Here is a 15,316-nt window from a genome sequence, read left to right as displayed (position 1 = left end):
GGGGGCACTGCCCCCTTGTTTAAAATCTAATCACCATAATATTTCTTACTCACTTCATATGATTTGAATTTGATTTCTGTTAGATTCAAAAAAAAATTATGAGGTTCACAATGAAAATTACTTTAGTAACATTACTTGCGCTAGTTTCACTTAATTCTTTTGCCGCAAAATTAGAAGGCAATTATGAGAGCTCTAGTGGCTGTGCCGTTAGTATTGAATGTGAAGATGGATACTGTCATGCAACTGTTGAAAAAGGAGATAAGTCTCTTGTGCTTGAAGGCGAGCTAGAAACAGATAAGTCAGATGAGTTTAGACTCTATCGTCAGTATACAGGGATTGAGACTCGTTGGTTTCATGATGACGAATTCACAGGCTTTAATGATCTTGTTTTAGAGAAACAAAAGAATGGTAAATTCATGGTTGATTCTCTTGATTCAAAATATAATCTCTTTCCCCATTTCCCAAAGAAAGAGAGAAATATCATCGTTTGTAAAAATCTTGTAAGAGTTCAATAAAAAAGGGCCAGAATCTGGCCCTTCTTTTTTCTAAAATATTACTTCAGTCTCAACTGGATCTGTAATTACAATATCCCCATCATGATCACCGTCATGATTGTCACCATCTGTATGATCATTAGGCTCAGTTGGTTCTACTGTCGGTTCAGTTGGCTCAGCAGGCTCAACAACTTCATATACTGGAGTTCTCTTAATATACTCCGGTCTAAAACCTTGATTTACAGCAATTTGTACTAATTCTTCATATTTTGACTCAGCAATTTCTCTGTCACGAGTCAAAATGAAGAGCGTATTTCTATTTCTATCAGCTACGATAGCTTCAGTATATTCTTCATCGAGGTGGATGATTTGGTAGTCGCCAGCGCCAACACCAAAGTATCCAAGTAGAGGAACAAAGCTAACCTTAAGTTTTGCATTTGAAATCTTATCCACTACTTTTGCATAAGCTTTATCAACTTTTTCTTCACCATTAACTAGCTGACATGAGTTTTTAACTCTAATGCGATTGTGCTTAAGCTTATACTCTGCTTTTGTTCCCTGACATCTTAGGTTAAAGAAGGCGTCATATGCACCTTGTTGGTACCAAGTACCAAGGTAGCGAGATAGGTCAACATACTCAACTGTTTGGAAGTTGTTTGCAGGAAGCTCTTCAGAAGGAAGTAATACTTCATTGATTTCATGAACAATGATATTTCTATCGTGTTTCTTTAATGTTCCAAGACGTAGTGTACTTGAGTTTAGGATAAACTCTTCACTGTCTTGATCCACAAGAATAACTCTTCCGTGGAATGTCTTAACTTCTTTCTTTTGTCTAAGATCGCTTTTTTCGTGGCGGCCATATCCAATGTGATAAAGTAAAAGCTTTCTTAGCTCAAGTGGATTTGCTAGAAGGTACTCAACTGTTTCAGGTGGTAACTTAGCAAATGCTGCATCATTCGGTGCAAAGATAGTGATCGGGTGATCGATTGTTACGATATCATCAAGGCCTGCAATTTTGGCCGCGCTTAAGAAATTTCTAAAACGTTTTGTGTGCTTCATTGCACCGACTGTCTCTGTTGTTGATAATTTTACTTCTTCTCCGCTTTTTCTTTCTGCAAGAGCAGTATTAAAGAAAAATGGTAGTGTTGCCAAAAAGATTAATACTTTTTTCATGAATCCTCCCATAAGTTATGGATGGAAATGTAGCTTTTTATTAACAATTTAGAAGTTTAAGTTTGGTTAAGAAAGGTTATGAGTGAGTTAAGAAAAAAGGGCCAATGACTTGGCCCCTATGAAACTTATACGTTTGCTTTGATAAGTTGTACTTTGAAAATAAGAGTTGAGTGTGGAGGAATCTTTGCTCCTGCACCGTGCTCACCGTAAGCAAGCTCAGATGGGATTGTTAGTTCCCAAGAGTCTCCCTCTTTCATCAGTTGAAGAGCTTCTGTCCAACCCTTAATTACACCACCAACAGGGAATTGAATTGTTTGTCCTCTTTGGTATGAAGAATCAAAAACAGTTCCATCAATTAGTTTACCTTCGTAGTGAACTTCTACAGTAGACTCTGCAGATGGAGTTGCTCCTGAACCTGCTTCTAGAACTTTATATTGTAGACCTGAAGCTGTTGTTGATACACCTTCGGCTGCTTTATTAGTTTCAAGGTATGCACGACCTTCTTCAGCTAGCTTGTTCGCTGCTTCAGCAAGTTGTCTTGCCATGTGCTCTTGGAACTCAGTCATTGTTTTTTGAGTTTCTTCTGGTGATAGTTGGCTTGCTTCACCTTTCATTGCAGATGCTACAGCATTTGCGAAAATTTCAGCATTGATTTCCATTCCTTGTGCAACAAAATCAGATCCAATTTGGCGACCGATAATGTAGCTTACTTTTTCCATATGAGTTTCCATTAAATACCCTTTGTTTGGTTAAAATCTACTAATAGTGGGCACCTTAGCATTTAATGGAGAACATGTCGAAAAATAGGAGGTATTTAGCGCAATGTTCCGTTTTTCTCGCCACCTGGGTACCAACATTCTGGACGCTCTAGGTCTAAGATTCCGTTAATCATCGTATCAAAACGACATTGGGCACTAGGATAAAATGACGGGGCAGTATTTAGCTCAGTCGCTACATTTGAAGAGTATGTCGCAAAACTTACTTCATCACCATTGCTTTTAAAGAAGGCCTGATCTGCTTCCATAGCAGTTAGAAGTCTTAGACAAGTAAAGTACTCATGCTTATCTTGTTTTGAGCATAGATCTTTGTAGATCGATTTCTCTTTTACTTCACGTAATTCTGGAAGGTATTTAAAGACGATCGCCAAGCAGTCTTTTGTTGCAAAGTAATCAGATTGACCTTCCATTGAAGAGTGATAGCCCATATTCATTGGATCATCTTTCTTTGGAGCTCCACCGATACCGTGTCCGATTTCATGGCATGCTGTTAATGCAAGTCCATCTGGAGTCATTCCTGCTAGACGGCCAAAACCACCCATTAAGTAAATACGGTGTTCAATTTGATCTTCTTGATTTGTGGCCTGAACATATGAGGCATGGATCATATCAATATCCCACCAATACGAATCAGGTAAACCTGCAATTGGTAAGTTAATTTGTAAAACTTCATTTTGTGACGGGGCAAGTTCACTATAAGCTTGGTAAAGAGCAGCTTTTACTTGCTCATACTCATCCTTGCTAACGGCCGCAAAGATTGATTTTGTTAATGTAAATAAACACGCTAGAAGGATTAATTGTTTCATGACAAGGTTCTACCTAGATTTCGAATTTTGAACAAGATATCGGGTAATTTTTCATTAAGTAGGAGAGTTTATGTATCACGAAGTACTTGATTTTTGGTTTGATGAGCTTACTGAAGAGCAAAAGTGGATGAAAGATGCTCGAATTGATCGCGAGATTGAAGAGCGCTTTGGCAGACTTCATACAAAGGCAGCAAAAGGAGAGTTATTTGAATGGAGGGAGGAGCATCTGGGTCGTTTGGCCGAAATTATTATCCTCGATCAATTTTCTCGTAATATCTATCGTGGTGATGCACGCTCTTTTGCAAGTGATGATATGGCCTTGGTTTTAGCTCAGGAGGCCATTTTGCAAAAAACAGATGAAGGTTTTACGACTAGAAAGAAACACTTTCTCTACATGCCCTATATGCACAGTGAATCTCTTACCATTCAAAAAGAGGGATTGAGACTATTTGAAAAATTAGATAACGACATGGCCCTTCAATATATGCATCAGCATATGGCCATCATTGAGCGCTTTGGCCGCTATCCACATCGCAATGGAGTTCTTGGTCGAGAGTCAACACCAGAAGAGATTGAATTTTTGAAAATGCCAAATTCTAGTTTCTAAGTTATGATTAAAGAATGAAAGATGCAAAGTTAGTATGGTCTGATGAGGCCGGTGATTTAAGAAAAAAAAATAGTAAAAATAATTCTAATGAAGAAGTTAACGAGTCTGAACTTGTTCTTAAAATTAGAAGGCTTACTTCTGGAAAAGGAAGAGCAATCGTTGAAATAAGTGATCTTCCAGCAAATAAGAAGTGGTGTCAGAAACTTGCTAAAGATTTAAAGAAGTCTCTAGGGGTTGGTGGCGCTTTTAAGAACGACTATATTGAAGTTCACGGTGAAAAGCTTGATCAAGTTAAGGCGCACTTCGATAAAAATAATTTAAAGTGGAAACAAATTGGAGGCTAGACTCCAATATCTGAGCATGTTAGTATTTTACTCATGATGCGAATTCTACTTTCACTATTCACAGTCTTTATGATTTTTGTGAGCTTCACTCATGAGGCCCATGAAATTAAATTGTCTGTAAATAATATGGAGAGTACCAAAGTCGAAAAATCTAAATTGGACCATCCAGATCATTGCGACGATCACGACAGCGGTTCTGATCACTGTCATATTCATTGTACAGGTCTTCACTTCTTGGCCAATCTCGAACATACTGTCGAAATTAAATTACCTCTAATTGAAATTAATATCACACAAACACCAAGATTGGATTTCTTCAAATCCCCATACCTCGACCCGGCAAAGAAGCCACCTTCTTTATCGTAACATTACAAATTTAAAGTTTTAACATTCTTATTTTTAAAGGATTAATGCGATGAATACTAGTCGAAGTAGCATCGTGATTCTCGCTTTGTGCATGGGCATAAATACCTATGGACAGAGTTGTCGTATCACAGATGCCAATGAATTTTTGAAGCAAATTAAATCGAATCATCAAGTGAATCTCTTGGCAAAGGCCAATGAGGAGATGCTTGATGGTGAAATCAATTCGGCCAATCAGGTTTATAACCCTGAGGTTGAAACAGAAATTGTCACGCCTGGAAAAAATGAGATTTCCTCGATGATTAAAGTCACTCAAACTTTTGAGTTAGGGGGTAAGAGGGGATCGCGTAAGACGTGGGCCCAGAGAATGAAAGAGCTTGGTAGCCTTGAATTTAAAGGGGAGAAAGAAAAGGTCGTTTTAGAAAATATTCTAAATATGTATCGCCTTAGACAAGTTCAAGAACTTATACCTGTCTATCAAGAGTCATACGATTCTCTAAAGAAAGTTCTTGATAAAAAGAGCAAGATTAGGAAAGCGCTTTCGCCAAGCCAAGAGGTTGAGTATGAAACACTTTCTTTTGCCATGGATGATTACTATATCAGGCTATCTGAATTACATGCTGAAAAGTCTAAACTCCAAGTTCATCTGAAATTGAATGCGGGAAAGAATTGTGTCGTCACAAAAAGTGCTCTTCCTGAGTTGTTCCAATTTAAGAAGATAAACCTTAAGTCATTAGAGTTAAAAGATAGCACTGACTATAAGAAAGGACTCGCACAACTTGCTGTTGCAAAAGCTGAGTACGATGTCGCCAAGTCTAATGCTTATAGTGATCTCAAAATTGGCCCGATGTATGAATACTCCAAAGTTGATGATGAGAAAGAGCATGCCTTTGGTCTAAGCCTTACTTTTGACTTACCAGTATTTAATACAAATGATGGAGCAAAGGCCAAGGGGATGGCCGCAGTTAAAAAGGGTGAGTACCAAATTCGCTACGATGAGCTTGATCTTCAAATCGATCTTAGGAATTGGATTCAAAAATATCAACGTTACAAATCAGTTTACAAGAAAATGATTTCTCAGGCGGTCTTAGAAAAGAAGCATAAGAGAATAGAAAAGCTCTTTGATCGCGGTGTGATTTCAACATCGCTAATTATTGAGGCCCACAGGCAAATGGTGGACTTTTCCATTAGGCGAAACGACTACGAAATGGGAGCAGTCGAAGCTTTATGGAATATCTATTTACTAAGAGGAACAATCCTAGAGGAACAAATATGAAAAAAATATTCTTAATAATATTACTGATCGGTTTAGTTGGCTGTGAATCTCATCATGACGAACACAAGCATGACGAACATAAGCATGAGGAACATTCTGACCACGACGATCATGATAAGCACGGTGACCATGAAGAACACGGCGATCATGAAGAACATGGCGACCACGACGATCATCATGGACACGGGGAAGAGAAAACTGGTGAAGGCAAGGCCATCACGAAAGTTGATGAAAGGCACGGTTTTCAGTTGTCTAATGAAGCGCAGAAGAGACTTGCTATTAAAACAACTACGTACACAAAGGGATTTGTAAATATCCCAGATAGTGCCTACGTTGTGGTTGGTAAAGAGCGTGCGCTTTATCGTAAAAGAGCTGGCTTCTTTAAGTTAATAGACGAGCATGAGTTAACGGGAGCATTCACTAAAGGGGATGAAATTGTTGTTAGCGGAATTGGTCTTCTTCGCGTTTCAGATATCTTCTCAACAGATGAGTCTGAATATGGCCACGCACATTAAGGACGGGAGCAAGAATCATGATGAATAAAATAATTGAATTCAGTGTTCATAACCGTCTCTTTGTTTTTATTGCCACAGCAATTCTCATCATTGGCGGTATTTACTCTTTTGATAAATTATCAATTGATGCTGTTCCAGATATCACAAATACCCAGGTGCAGGTTAATACTCCTGTTGAAGGGCTAACTCCTGAAGAAATTGAAAGAATGGTAACGTTTCCAATTGAGTCAGCTTTAACGGGAATGCCTGGTGTTGAGCAAACCCGCTCAGTTTCTAAATACGGAATCTCTCAGGTTACTGTCATCTTTAGTGATGATGTGGATATCTATCGCGCCAGACAACTTACTTCTGAAAAACTTGTTAATATCGATCTTCCTATAGGAATGAAGCCAGAGATGGGGCCAATCAGTACGGGCCTTGGAGAGATCTTTCACTACTCCTTAAGTTTTAAGGGAGAAGTAAAAACTGAAGAAGAGGAGATGCTGAAGCTTATGGAGCTTCGCTCAATCCAAGACTGGTTGATCAAGCCAAGACTTCTAACTGTTAAAGGTGTGACAGAAGTTAATACAATTGGTGGTTATGAGAAGCAATATTTCATCCAACCAGATATTGATAAAATGGCCCGTTTTGGAATTCACTTTGATGATATTGAAAACGCCATTGAGAGTACGAACCAGAATGTTGGGGGAGGCTATATTCCTCAAACAGGAGAGCAGCTACTTGTTCGCGGAGTTGGCCTATTAAAGAATATTTCGGACATTGAAAATATTGTCATTAAGCGACTTGGTTCTCTTGATATCATTCGCGTAAAAGATGTTGCAAAAGTTAAATTTGATAAGGAAATACGAACTGGAGCGGCGACTCATAACGGTAGAGAAGTTGTCATTGGAACGGCCTTCATGCTTCTTGGGGAAAACTCGCGTGCAGTCTCAACTAGGCTTGAAGAGCGTATCAACGAGATTAAAAAGGATCTTCCTTCATGGGTAAATCTCGAAATCGTTTATAATCGTTCGAATATGGTTAATGCTACCTTAAGTACAGTTGAGCATAACCTAATTGTAGGGGCCGGACTTGTGATGGCCTTTCTCATGCTTCTTGTGGGAAATATTAGGGCCGCAATTATTGTTGCTGCTACCATTCCAATATCTCTTTTAATTACTTTCATTCTAATGCGCTGGCAAAATGTTTCAGGAAATTTAATGAGTCTTGGTGCTCTAGATTTTGGGATCATTGTTGACGGTGCCGTTATTGTTATTGAAAATTGTGTCCACCGCTTACAAAAGAGAACAAAGGAAATTGGGCGTGCCTTAACACGCGCTGAAATCAAAGATCTTGTTGTAGAAAGTGCAATAGAAATTCGTTCTGCCGCAGGCTTCGGTGAGATCATTGTCATTACTGTTTTCATCCCTCTATTTGCCCTAACTGGAGTTGAAGGGAAGATGTTTGGTCCAATGGCCACAACTTTCATTATGGCCCTTGCCTCAGCACTTGTACTTTCATTCACCTTAGTTCCTGCTCTAGCTGCAACTTTCTTAAGCTCTAATACACAAGATCGTGAACCAAGAATCATGCTTCTTGCAAAAAAGGCGTTTGCTCCAATTTTAGAATTGGCCTTAAAATTTAAAAAGACTGTCCTCGGTTTTGGCGTATCTGCTATTGCTCTCGGTGGAATTCTTTTTATGGGCATGGGCTCCGAGTTTATTCCTCAATTAGATGAAGGGGACTTTGCTGTTCAGTTTATCCGTCCTGCTAATGTTAGTATTGAAAACTCAATTCATCTTCAACGCTTAAGTGAAGATGTTATTAAAGAGTTTCCTCAAGTAAAGACGGTCTTCGCAAGAACAGGAGCGGCCGAGATTAGTACGGACCCGATGGGTGTTAATATCTCGGACTCATATGTCATGCTTAAGCCTAGAGATGAGTGGCCTAAGAATGAACATATCAAAAACAAGGCCGAGCTTATGGAGGAAGTAAGAAAGGCCCTCGCCTTAAATATACCAGCTCAAGTGGCCATGTTCTCCCAACCAGTAGAGCTTCGCTTTAACGAGTTACTTGAAGGAACAAGGGCGTCTGTTTCTGCTAAGGTTTACGGTGAAGACTTAAAAGTCATTGAAGAGATCGCCACTAAGGTATCTGCGGCCATTGCAAAAACACCTGGTGCAGGAGAGGTTGAAGTTGAATCAAAAGGGCTCGCTCCAATGATTCAATACACGCCAAAGCTTGATGAACTAGCTAAACTAGGCGTAAGTAGTAAACCTGTACTTGATGTTATTTCAACTGCTATCGGTGGTGCCCAAGTTGGGGATATCTATGATGGTGTTAAGAAGTATCCGATCATGACTCGTTTGTCTGCAAACGAGAGGAAGGATGTGGAGACAATTTCAAACCTTCCTGTTGGAATCTCTGAAGGCTACACTGTTAAGATTAGTGATGTGGCCGATATTGAGCTTTCTGAAACATACGCATCAGTTAGTCGTGAAAACTCAGTTCGCAGACTTGCCATTCTTATTAATCCACAAACTCGAGATATCGAAAACTTTGTTAAAGTTGCAAAAGAGATTGTTGAAAAAGAAGTAACTCTTCCAGAAGGTTACTATATTGAATGGGGTGGAAGTTTTAAGAATCTTATTTCTGCTAAAGAAAGACTAAGCGTTCTAGTTCCTTTGGCCCTGCTTCTCATTTTAGTTATGCTCTATGCGGCCTTTAAGAATTATGCACAAGTCTTACTAATTTTTCTGTGTGCACCAATGGCCCTTATTGGTGGTGTTCTTTCATTAAAGATTTTAGGTCTACCATTTAGTATTTCAGCTGGGGTTGGCTTTATTGCTCTTTGTGGGATTAGTATTCTAAACGGTGTTGTTCTTGTGACTTACTTTAATCGACTCTTAGCTGATGGAAAATCACCTGATGACGTTGTGAGGGAGGGGACGATGGTTAGACTTCGTCCAGTTCTTATGACGGCCTTAACGGATATTTTCGGCTTCCTGCCGATGATTTTTTCAACAGGGCTAGGTGCAGAGGTTCAAAGGCCTCTTGCTACAGTTGTCGTTGGAGGAATTATATCAGCAACACTTCTAACACTTGTTGTTCTTCCTTCATTATATCGATTATTTATTGAGCAAATGAAGACTGAATAAGCTCTAAGGTCTTGAAACTTAAGAGAAATCTTAAGTTTTAAGACCATTTCTCCCTGTTTAAAATAGGCGTCTAAATCTAAGACATCCATTGGCAAATTTTCAAATAACTCGATAGATTTCCTAGATATGATAATTTACTGCCAGACTTTTAAGAAGGTACAAGGGAGCCTGAATTGAATAAATTTATTATTGCTACAGCAATCACTTTATTAAGCACTCAAGCATTTGCATCATTGTCAGTTAATGATGGCCTATCAAGTTGCCGCTTTTCAAATAGTGAAGCTGCAGTAAATTATGCTCGTGCGCTTGAGGGTTCCACTAAGGCCGCAGCCTTACTTAAAAGAGGAGATCTTGCACAGGTTGAATCTTGTTCAACGGCAATGACTGAAGCTCTTGCCAAGGGTGTAAGCTATAATGAATTAGCTAAGACTGTTAACACAAGCTTTAATCACCTTGAAAATGGTATGGAAATTACGATCGAGCTTCGTGGTAAGGATTTCTATGAGGTTAAGGGAGATGCTCTTACTGGAACAAAGTCGACAATTGAAGGTGACTTCGACATGGTTATTAGTGTTGAAGGCTCACGTAATGAAATCTCGCAAGGAGTTCCTACTAAGCAAATACTTAATAAAATGAAATTAAACGTTGTCTCTAAAAAAGCAGTTCAAATTATCTTTGAAGAGCATGAAATTGATATTGTGGTACCAGCAGTGGTTAAGAAGACTTTATTTGGTAAGCTCAAACAAATCTCAATTAGTGCAGAGAACTTAGAAAGAGCAATCGCTCCAGCTCTTACGGCCCAAGGCCTTGATTTAGCAGATGGCTTCAATTTGAATACCGAAAAAGGCTCATTCACAATGGACTATTCGGTTTCAGCAATGGATTGTGGAGTCAATCAGCTGGATGAATTCGAATGTGGCTCATCTTTTATCTTTCAATTATCAGCACAATTTTAATTGGCATAACTAGGGCGAGGCCATGTCGATGGCCTTGCTATCTTACTGATATCTTTAGATCTCTGACATAAATATTTAATAATTGATATAATTACTCCGTTAAGCGTATGGGAGATAATTATGAGGAACTCGATTATTAAGATCTTAGCGCTTGTTGGCCTCTTGGCGACAGCTACCCAGACTCATGCAAAAATGATTGTGGAGAAAGAGGAGTACTCTGTCGAGGCCATCGTTGAAGAGTTTGCACTGAAGAACTACTATCGTCGCTTCGTAAATATTACGGATAGCTATAATCAGAGACGCAAAGACCCTGAGGTCTATGCTCAATCCTTTAAAAATATTAAAGAGCAACATAAGTACTTTCGCTGGCTAAAGAAGACTGGCATCGGTGAGCTCCCTCCTGCAACGATTAAAAACGGTGTGGCCACCATTAGAGTTGGTAACTACAAATTACAATATTCCATTGAAACTCTGGTTAAGAATCAATTTCTTTTGAATGAGCGTCCTGTTGACTTCAAGAAGCTTGATTTTAATAAGGCCTTTGATGAACTTGTTGAAAAAGTTAAGGCCACTCGTAGGTTTACTGTCCTTGATCTTATCATTCCAACTGCACATGCGGATGCGATGAGTGGACTTGAAAATACACTTCTGGCAACCATGCTCTATGTGAACTCGGACTTCGCTGAAAGAGAGTGGTGTATTTCTTGTGATGATGAAAATGCCGAGGTGACAAAGAAGAATCTTGAGAAGCTTCTAACAAGAGTCGATCAAATGCTCAACTCATGTGAAAATGAAACCGCCAAGATTGAAGATATTTATTCAAACCTTTCTTTCTTTGCAGGGGACAACGACCAAGGCGGCTTCCGCTCTCAATCAGCATCAACTTTAAAGAATCACTTTCCTGCTATTGAAGGTGAGCTTAAGGATGTTTCTTGCGAGAAGCTCGTTTACAATGTGTACAAGGATGAAATTAATCCAGCGGATAGAAATCTCTTTGTTGAATACTACCGCTTAACACCAGAAAGAGAGGCCCGCAACCAAAAGGCCGTGGCCAATTATAAGAGAATTGTAAAATCAAAATGTGATCGTATTGCAGCTTTGAATGTATGTATGATCAGTAATTATTATGGAGCAGAGGATATTTATAATGACTCTCGCTCTCCTGGACAAAAGGAATACGATCGCCGTCGTAAGCCGTCAAGAGAGTATCAGATTCGCGGTATTACTCAATAGGCAGCTTAGGAATTATGTGATAGAAAGACGACTATGGAACAATTACAAGAAACATTAGAAGAAATATTAGAAAGAGTAGAATTTAAGAAAATGGATCAATTTGAAGAACTTCTTCATAAATGTATCCACGTCTCTAATGACTCATCAAAAAGTACATATGCAATCTATGAAAATATGGTTTTCAAATTAGATGCATTCTTTAAAGGCTTTGTTAATTTTCAAAATGAATTCGGTAAAGATAAGAAGTATATCGCAGCAGTTCATGCCCTTAGTGCCATCTGCTATGGCCTAGGAATTGATCTTGAAGACGAAGAGCTTTTCATCATTTACCATCTCAAAGACCAAGGTAAATTCAGAAAAAGAGAAAAAGATCTTCATGCTGAACTTAAAAATCTTTGGGCCGGTTATCCTTACAAAGAATTTGCCATGGCCGATGTGGACTTCTCTCACTCATTAAAAAACTTAATGCGTGCAAAATTCATCGACTATCGTCGCGGAAACCTTCATATCAATCAATCTTTGATTATACGTTTTAAAGATCGCTATTAAGCACCCGCAAAATTGGCCGCCCAAAGGTGGGCTATTGTTTGCGGTGCTAGGCCCCCAACTCTTTAGCTAGAGATTAGCGTCGAGAGCGAGGGTCCAAGCCCGAGCGGTTCGTCTCTGGGCCAATGGGAATGTCTCCGCAATATAAAAGCGACATTTTCACGAAGTGAAAATTAGCAATTAACTCTCAAAAAATTATTATAAAATTAAATATATAGAAGACAATTCTATTTTAATCCTAAAGCCAGTAAGTATATTGAATTTATGCCTGTATAATGTCGATAAGCATTCATGATTTATTTAAGATTGAGTAAGGCTGATTTAATGTGCAAGCACTAGGAACGGATTTTTAAATGAATGAAAGTAAAAAGAAGAAGGTAGCGAAGTTTACAATAAAAGCATTAATTGCAAGTTTTGTTCTTCCGCACCTTGTTTACTATGTCGTGCTTGGTGGAGTTTTAACGGTGTTATTTGGTCCGTGGTTGCTATATGGAATAATCGTGGAGCTCGACCGTCCTTGGTATATCTTTTGGCAAGATAGAACGGAGACTTTAGCAGGAGTCGATGAAAATGAAGACGGCATCAGAGATGATCTTTGGGAATATATCATAAGTAATATTGGAGAAGATGCAGACGAAGATATCATAAAGATCTGGAAAGAATTTGCAAAACACAATACGAAGTTCTTCAGTCTCGATCTAAAGAATAAAGAAGAGGTCTATACTTGGTATTTTCATGATGAAAATCTTGGAGGTTGTGTAAGAGAGCTTTATGAAAACTTAGAAACCTATCGTTATTCGAAGACTAAGTATGACCAAGACTTAACACTTTATTATGATTATCTCCTTTTTAATACTAATAAAAGAAAAATATTTCGAAAAGAATTGTTGAAAATTGGCGGAAGTAGGGAAAGTCATGACTTTGCAAGTAAATTGAAAAAGGTGCACAGTAATTCATTTTTTCATGTTGTGAATTATTGTTCTCCGCATATCGAGCCAATGAAGTTGAAAATTTATAGTTATATAAAAGATAAGGAAGGAATAGATAATATTATTCTAGATAGAGACCATTGGATGTATAAAAAATATGATAGAGAGATAGAGGAGTTCTTAGATGAATATAATCATTTTATTAAGAATCATAATTAGTTCTAATATTTATGCAAAACTTAAGTGTTCTCCAAGAAAGAATGTGAACATTGTTTATATTAATGGTATTGGATAGGTGTTCCAGGTGCTTTTTCTTTCACGAAGTGAAAATGAGCAACAAATCTCCTCGTACAACAGACTCACATTCATACCAATCAACTTTTCTCATATTGTTGGCAATTTTTTTGAGAAAAGTTCTAGTTTCTGGAATCTCTTTCTTTAGAATTTCTTGACTTTGACACTGCTAAATACGATGAACTCGGACTCAATATAACTTGTGTGGAAATAGGTAACATTCAGTTCATTTATACCCGATAATTATTTCATATATTTGTGAGTGAATGAAGTCTGTATTAGCGACTAAGAAGTATTTATGAAGAGGAGGGCATTCTTGCTTAAATTCACGCTTTATTCAAAATCAATATTGATGATTTTAATCTTATTAAGCTCTACTTCATCATACTCAAGAAGAGTTAAGCCTACGTATTCTTGGAGTGTATTAATATTAAAGCTTAGAAGAGATTTTATGAATTGTGCTAAGCCCGTAGTAATTGATAATCGAAAGTTACGTAGTGGATGTGGAAAGGAATATCTTCAAGATTTTGATCTAGATACTTATAAGAAGTTTACACTTACGATATCAGATAGGGATATTCTCATTTTTAATTATGAAGGATTAAAAGATTTTAATGGTGAATTAATACATTATCGTTATATGGAAAAGGATATTGTTAGAGTGTTTAGAAGTGTTTATCCGTTAGAAATTTATGAATACTGTAATTATAAGAAATTGAATTGTGAGAAACTTGAAATCGAAAATAGATATCCAAAGCTAACTGATGAAAAGATCGAAAAGTTATTAAATAATGAGAAGTATATAGCGATACCAACAAAATACTATTCGACTTCTGAAGACAGTGTTGTCTTTTCTTTTTTTAGAAATGATTTAGGCTACCATGATTTCAAATATGTGAAACTGAATAAGGGAAATAAGGCCAAAACATTCGAAGTCATGTTTTCTAGTCAGGACAAGTTTGAGATTATCAAATATTGTTTAAATAAAGATACTTGCAATAAAATTGAAGCTCTTAGGCAATATATTCAAAAGTTTGAATCGTATATTTGAATTAGTTTTAGGCATTTTCCGTTGGATAACGTCTACGATAAAACACCTAGAGAGAGGCATTGATAATGAATAATATTTTAAAAAACGTATTATGTATTTTTTGGATTTCGTTAGTCTTTGGAAGTAACTCTGACACTAGTAAGGATAAAGGCCTCGAGCCAGAATTCTTCGATAGTTATAAAAAAGATACTAGATCGTTTTTTTGGAATATTAATATGAATGTTCCTGTTTTAATATCTTACGCCTTCATTCCTGATAGTTTCCCCGAAATTAAAAAGGAGCTCTTTACTGATGCTCATAGGCGTGAAAGTAGTTTAAATTTATCAGGATACTTTTATCGATACAAGACAGGAGATTGTATCAGAGTAGAGCAAGAGGGAATTGCTTTAAAGTCTTATAATGTTGTTTCATGCCCGGAAAGGGTTTCTAAAGAACTATTTTATGTTAAAGGATATGATTCACTCAAAGAACTTGTAAATGAGTTTAGAAAGTGTGCACTAAGTGAAAAAAATAAGGAGTGTATTCATTACTTTATAAATCCTGATTTTAAATATGAAACACAAATATCTAGTGTGATTCATCCTAGACTATATTTGAAAGAATATATCCTGACTAAGAAGCGATTGAAAAATATCGTGGATAGACTTGGACAGTTGAATTTGAAAACAAAAGATGATGTTGAATATTTAAGGTTTACTATCGACGGTGAGTATAACAGTATGGGATTTAGAAAATCTGATATTTATAATGGGAAGTGGGGAATAAGTGGAATTTATATTCGACAAGAAGAGATCGCTGATTAACTAAACGCTTAAA

Annotated in this window: 16 protein-coding genes; 13 read left to right on the top strand and 3 right to left on the bottom strand. The window is 37.5% G+C overall.

Annotated elements, in window-relative coordinates; translation table 11 throughout:
- The first annotated feature begins 110 nt into the window (after nucleotides 1-110).
- Nucleotides 111-515, top strand: coding sequence for a hypothetical protein (locus tag C0Z22_RS09325; protein WP_103218096.1), 405 nt, complete (start codon nucleotides 111-113; stop codon nucleotides 513-515).
- Between the two features lie 30 nt (nucleotides 516-545).
- On the opposite strand, the gene C0Z22_RS09320 is transcribed toward C0Z22_RS09325, so the two are convergent.
- The 3 genes from C0Z22_RS09320 to C0Z22_RS09310 form a co-directional block, all read right to left on the bottom strand.
- Nucleotides 546-1,667, bottom strand: a complete 1,122-nt coding sequence (locus C0Z22_RS09320; RefSeq protein WP_158246875.1) for a lipocalin family protein — start codon at nucleotides 1,665-1,667, stop codon at nucleotides 546-548.
- Between the two features lie 125 nt (nucleotides 1,668-1,792).
- The gene (locus C0Z22_RS09315) at nucleotides 1,793-2,398 is read right to left on the bottom strand and encodes an FKBP-type peptidyl-prolyl cis-trans isomerase (protein WP_103218094.1); all 606 of its coding nucleotides are present in this window, start codon (nucleotides 2,396-2,398) and stop codon (nucleotides 1,793-1,795) included.
- Between the two features lie 83 nt (nucleotides 2,399-2,481).
- Nucleotides 2,482-3,249, bottom strand: coding sequence for a hypothetical protein (locus C0Z22_RS09310; protein ID WP_103218093.1), 768 nt, complete (start codon nucleotides 3,247-3,249; stop codon nucleotides 2,482-2,484).
- Nucleotides 3,250-3,319: 70 nt separating this feature from the next.
- Between C0Z22_RS09310 and C0Z22_RS09305 the strand changes: the two genes are divergently transcribed.
- The 12 genes from C0Z22_RS09305 (at nucleotide 3,320) to C0Z22_RS09250 (ending at nucleotide 15,303) form a co-directional block, all read left to right on the top strand.
- Nucleotides 3,320-3,856 carry a DUF924 family protein gene (locus tag C0Z22_RS09305; protein ID WP_103218092.1) on the top strand — a complete coding sequence of 179 codons (537 nt, stop codon included), beginning with the start codon at nucleotides 3,320-3,322 and terminating at the stop codon, nucleotides 3,854-3,856.
- Between the two features lie 14 nt (nucleotides 3,857-3,870).
- A complete protein-coding gene (locus C0Z22_RS09300) occupies nucleotides 3,871-4,200 on the top strand; it encodes a hypothetical protein (protein WP_103218091.1) in 330 nt (109 codons plus the stop codon).
- 33 nt (nucleotides 4,201-4,233) lie between these two features.
- Nucleotides 4,234-4,566, top strand: coding sequence for a hypothetical protein (locus tag C0Z22_RS15905; RefSeq protein ID WP_146037857.1), 333 nt, complete (start codon nucleotides 4,234-4,236; stop codon nucleotides 4,564-4,566).
- Between the two features lie 49 nt (nucleotides 4,567-4,615).
- Complete coding sequence (locus C0Z22_RS09290; protein WP_103218089.1) at nucleotides 4,616-5,839, top strand: TolC family protein; 1,224 nt, start codon at nucleotides 4,616-4,618, stop codon at nucleotides 5,837-5,839.
- On the top strand, nucleotides 5,836-6,354 hold the full coding sequence (locus C0Z22_RS09285) for a hypothetical protein (protein ID WP_103218088.1): 519 nt from the start codon (nucleotides 5,836-5,838) through the stop codon (nucleotides 6,352-6,354). The genes C0Z22_RS09290 and C0Z22_RS09285 overlap by 4 nt, the downstream gene beginning before the upstream one ends.
- Before the next feature lie 17 nt (nucleotides 6,355-6,371).
- The gene (locus tag C0Z22_RS09280; protein ID WP_103218087.1) at nucleotides 6,372-9,491 is read left to right on the top strand and encodes an efflux RND transporter permease subunit; all 3,120 of its coding nucleotides are present in this window, start codon (nucleotides 6,372-6,374) and stop codon (nucleotides 9,489-9,491) included.
- A 173-nt stretch (nucleotides 9,492-9,664) separates the two neighbouring features.
- Entirely contained in the window at nucleotides 9,665-10,447 is a 783-nt protein-coding gene (locus tag C0Z22_RS09275) for a hypothetical protein (RefSeq protein WP_103218086.1), read from the top strand.
- 120 nt (nucleotides 10,448-10,567) lie between these two features.
- Nucleotides 10,568-11,680 (top strand): hypothetical protein, encoded by a 1,113-nt coding sequence (locus C0Z22_RS09270; protein WP_103218085.1) that lies wholly within the window; start codon nucleotides 10,568-10,570, stop codon nucleotides 11,678-11,680.
- 33 nt (nucleotides 11,681-11,713) lie between these two features.
- Nucleotides 11,714-12,229 carry a hypothetical protein gene (locus C0Z22_RS09265; protein ID WP_103218084.1) on the top strand — a complete coding sequence of 172 codons (516 nt, stop codon included), beginning with the start codon at nucleotides 11,714-11,716 and terminating at the stop codon, nucleotides 12,227-12,229.
- Nucleotides 12,230-12,579: 350 nt separating this feature from the next.
- Nucleotides 12,580-13,374 carry a hypothetical protein gene (locus C0Z22_RS09260; protein ID WP_103218083.1) on the top strand — a complete coding sequence of 265 codons (795 nt, stop codon included), beginning with the start codon at nucleotides 12,580-12,582 and terminating at the stop codon, nucleotides 13,372-13,374.
- A gap of 391 nt (nucleotides 13,375-13,765) precedes the next feature.
- Nucleotides 13,766-14,500 (top strand): hypothetical protein, encoded by a 735-nt coding sequence (locus tag C0Z22_RS09255; RefSeq protein WP_103218082.1) that lies wholly within the window; start codon nucleotides 13,766-13,768, stop codon nucleotides 14,498-14,500.
- 65 nt (nucleotides 14,501-14,565) lie between these two features.
- Nucleotides 14,566-15,303, top strand: coding sequence for a hypothetical protein (locus tag C0Z22_RS09250; RefSeq protein WP_103218081.1), 738 nt, complete (start codon nucleotides 14,566-14,568; stop codon nucleotides 15,301-15,303).
- Nucleotides 15,304-15,316 lie beyond the last annotated feature (13 nt).

The organism is Halobacteriovorax sp. DA5 (genome assembly GCF_002903145.1).
GTDB lineage: Bacteria > Bdellovibrionota > Bacteriovoracia > Bacteriovoracales > Bacteriovoracaceae > Halobacteriovorax_A.
Note: the sequence above shows the minus strand (reverse complement) of the source record. Positions and strands in the feature narration are given on the sequence as shown.

Bases quoted from the DNA above. Each gene is read 5' to 3' on its own strand.
- C0Z22_RS09325 (WP_103218096.1), top strand. From the start codon at position 111: ATGAAAATTACTTTAGTAACATTACTTGCGCTAGTTTCACTTAATTCT.
- C0Z22_RS09320 (WP_158246875.1), bottom strand. From the start codon at position 1,667: ATGAAAAAAGTATTAATCTTTTTGGCAACACTACCATTTTTCTTTAAT.
- C0Z22_RS09315 (WP_103218094.1), bottom strand. From the start codon at position 2,398: ATGGAAACTCATATGGAAAAAGTAAGCTACATTATCGGTCGCCAAATT.
- C0Z22_RS09310 (WP_103218093.1), bottom strand. From the start codon at position 3,249: ATGAAACAATTAATCCTTCTAGCGTGTTTATTTACATTAACAAAATCA.
- C0Z22_RS09305 (WP_103218092.1), top strand. From the start codon at position 3,320: ATGTATCACGAAGTACTTGATTTTTGGTTTGATGAGCTTACTGAAGAG.
- C0Z22_RS09300 (WP_103218091.1), top strand. From the start codon at position 3,871: ATGAAAGATGCAAAGTTAGTATGGTCTGATGAGGCCGGTGATTTAAGA.
- C0Z22_RS15905 (WP_146037857.1), top strand. From the start codon at position 4,234: ATGATGCGAATTCTACTTTCACTATTCACAGTCTTTATGATTTTTGTG.
- C0Z22_RS09290 (WP_103218089.1), top strand. From the start codon at position 4,616: ATGAATACTAGTCGAAGTAGCATCGTGATTCTCGCTTTGTGCATGGGC.
- C0Z22_RS09285 (WP_103218088.1), top strand. From the start codon at position 5,836: ATGAAAAAAATATTCTTAATAATATTACTGATCGGTTTAGTTGGCTGT.
- C0Z22_RS09280 (WP_103218087.1), top strand. From the start codon at position 6,372: ATGATGAATAAAATAATTGAATTCAGTGTTCATAACCGTCTCTTTGTT.
- C0Z22_RS09270 (WP_103218085.1), top strand. From the start codon at position 10,568: ATGAGGAACTCGATTATTAAGATCTTAGCGCTTGTTGGCCTCTTGGCG.
- C0Z22_RS09265 (WP_103218084.1), top strand. From the start codon at position 11,714: ATGGAACAATTACAAGAAACATTAGAAGAAATATTAGAAAGAGTAGAA.
- C0Z22_RS09260 (WP_103218083.1), top strand. From the start codon at position 12,580: ATGAATGAAAGTAAAAAGAAGAAGGTAGCGAAGTTTACAATAAAAGCA.
- C0Z22_RS09250 (WP_103218081.1), top strand. From the start codon at position 14,566: ATGAATAATATTTTAAAAAACGTATTATGTATTTTTTGGATTTCGTTA.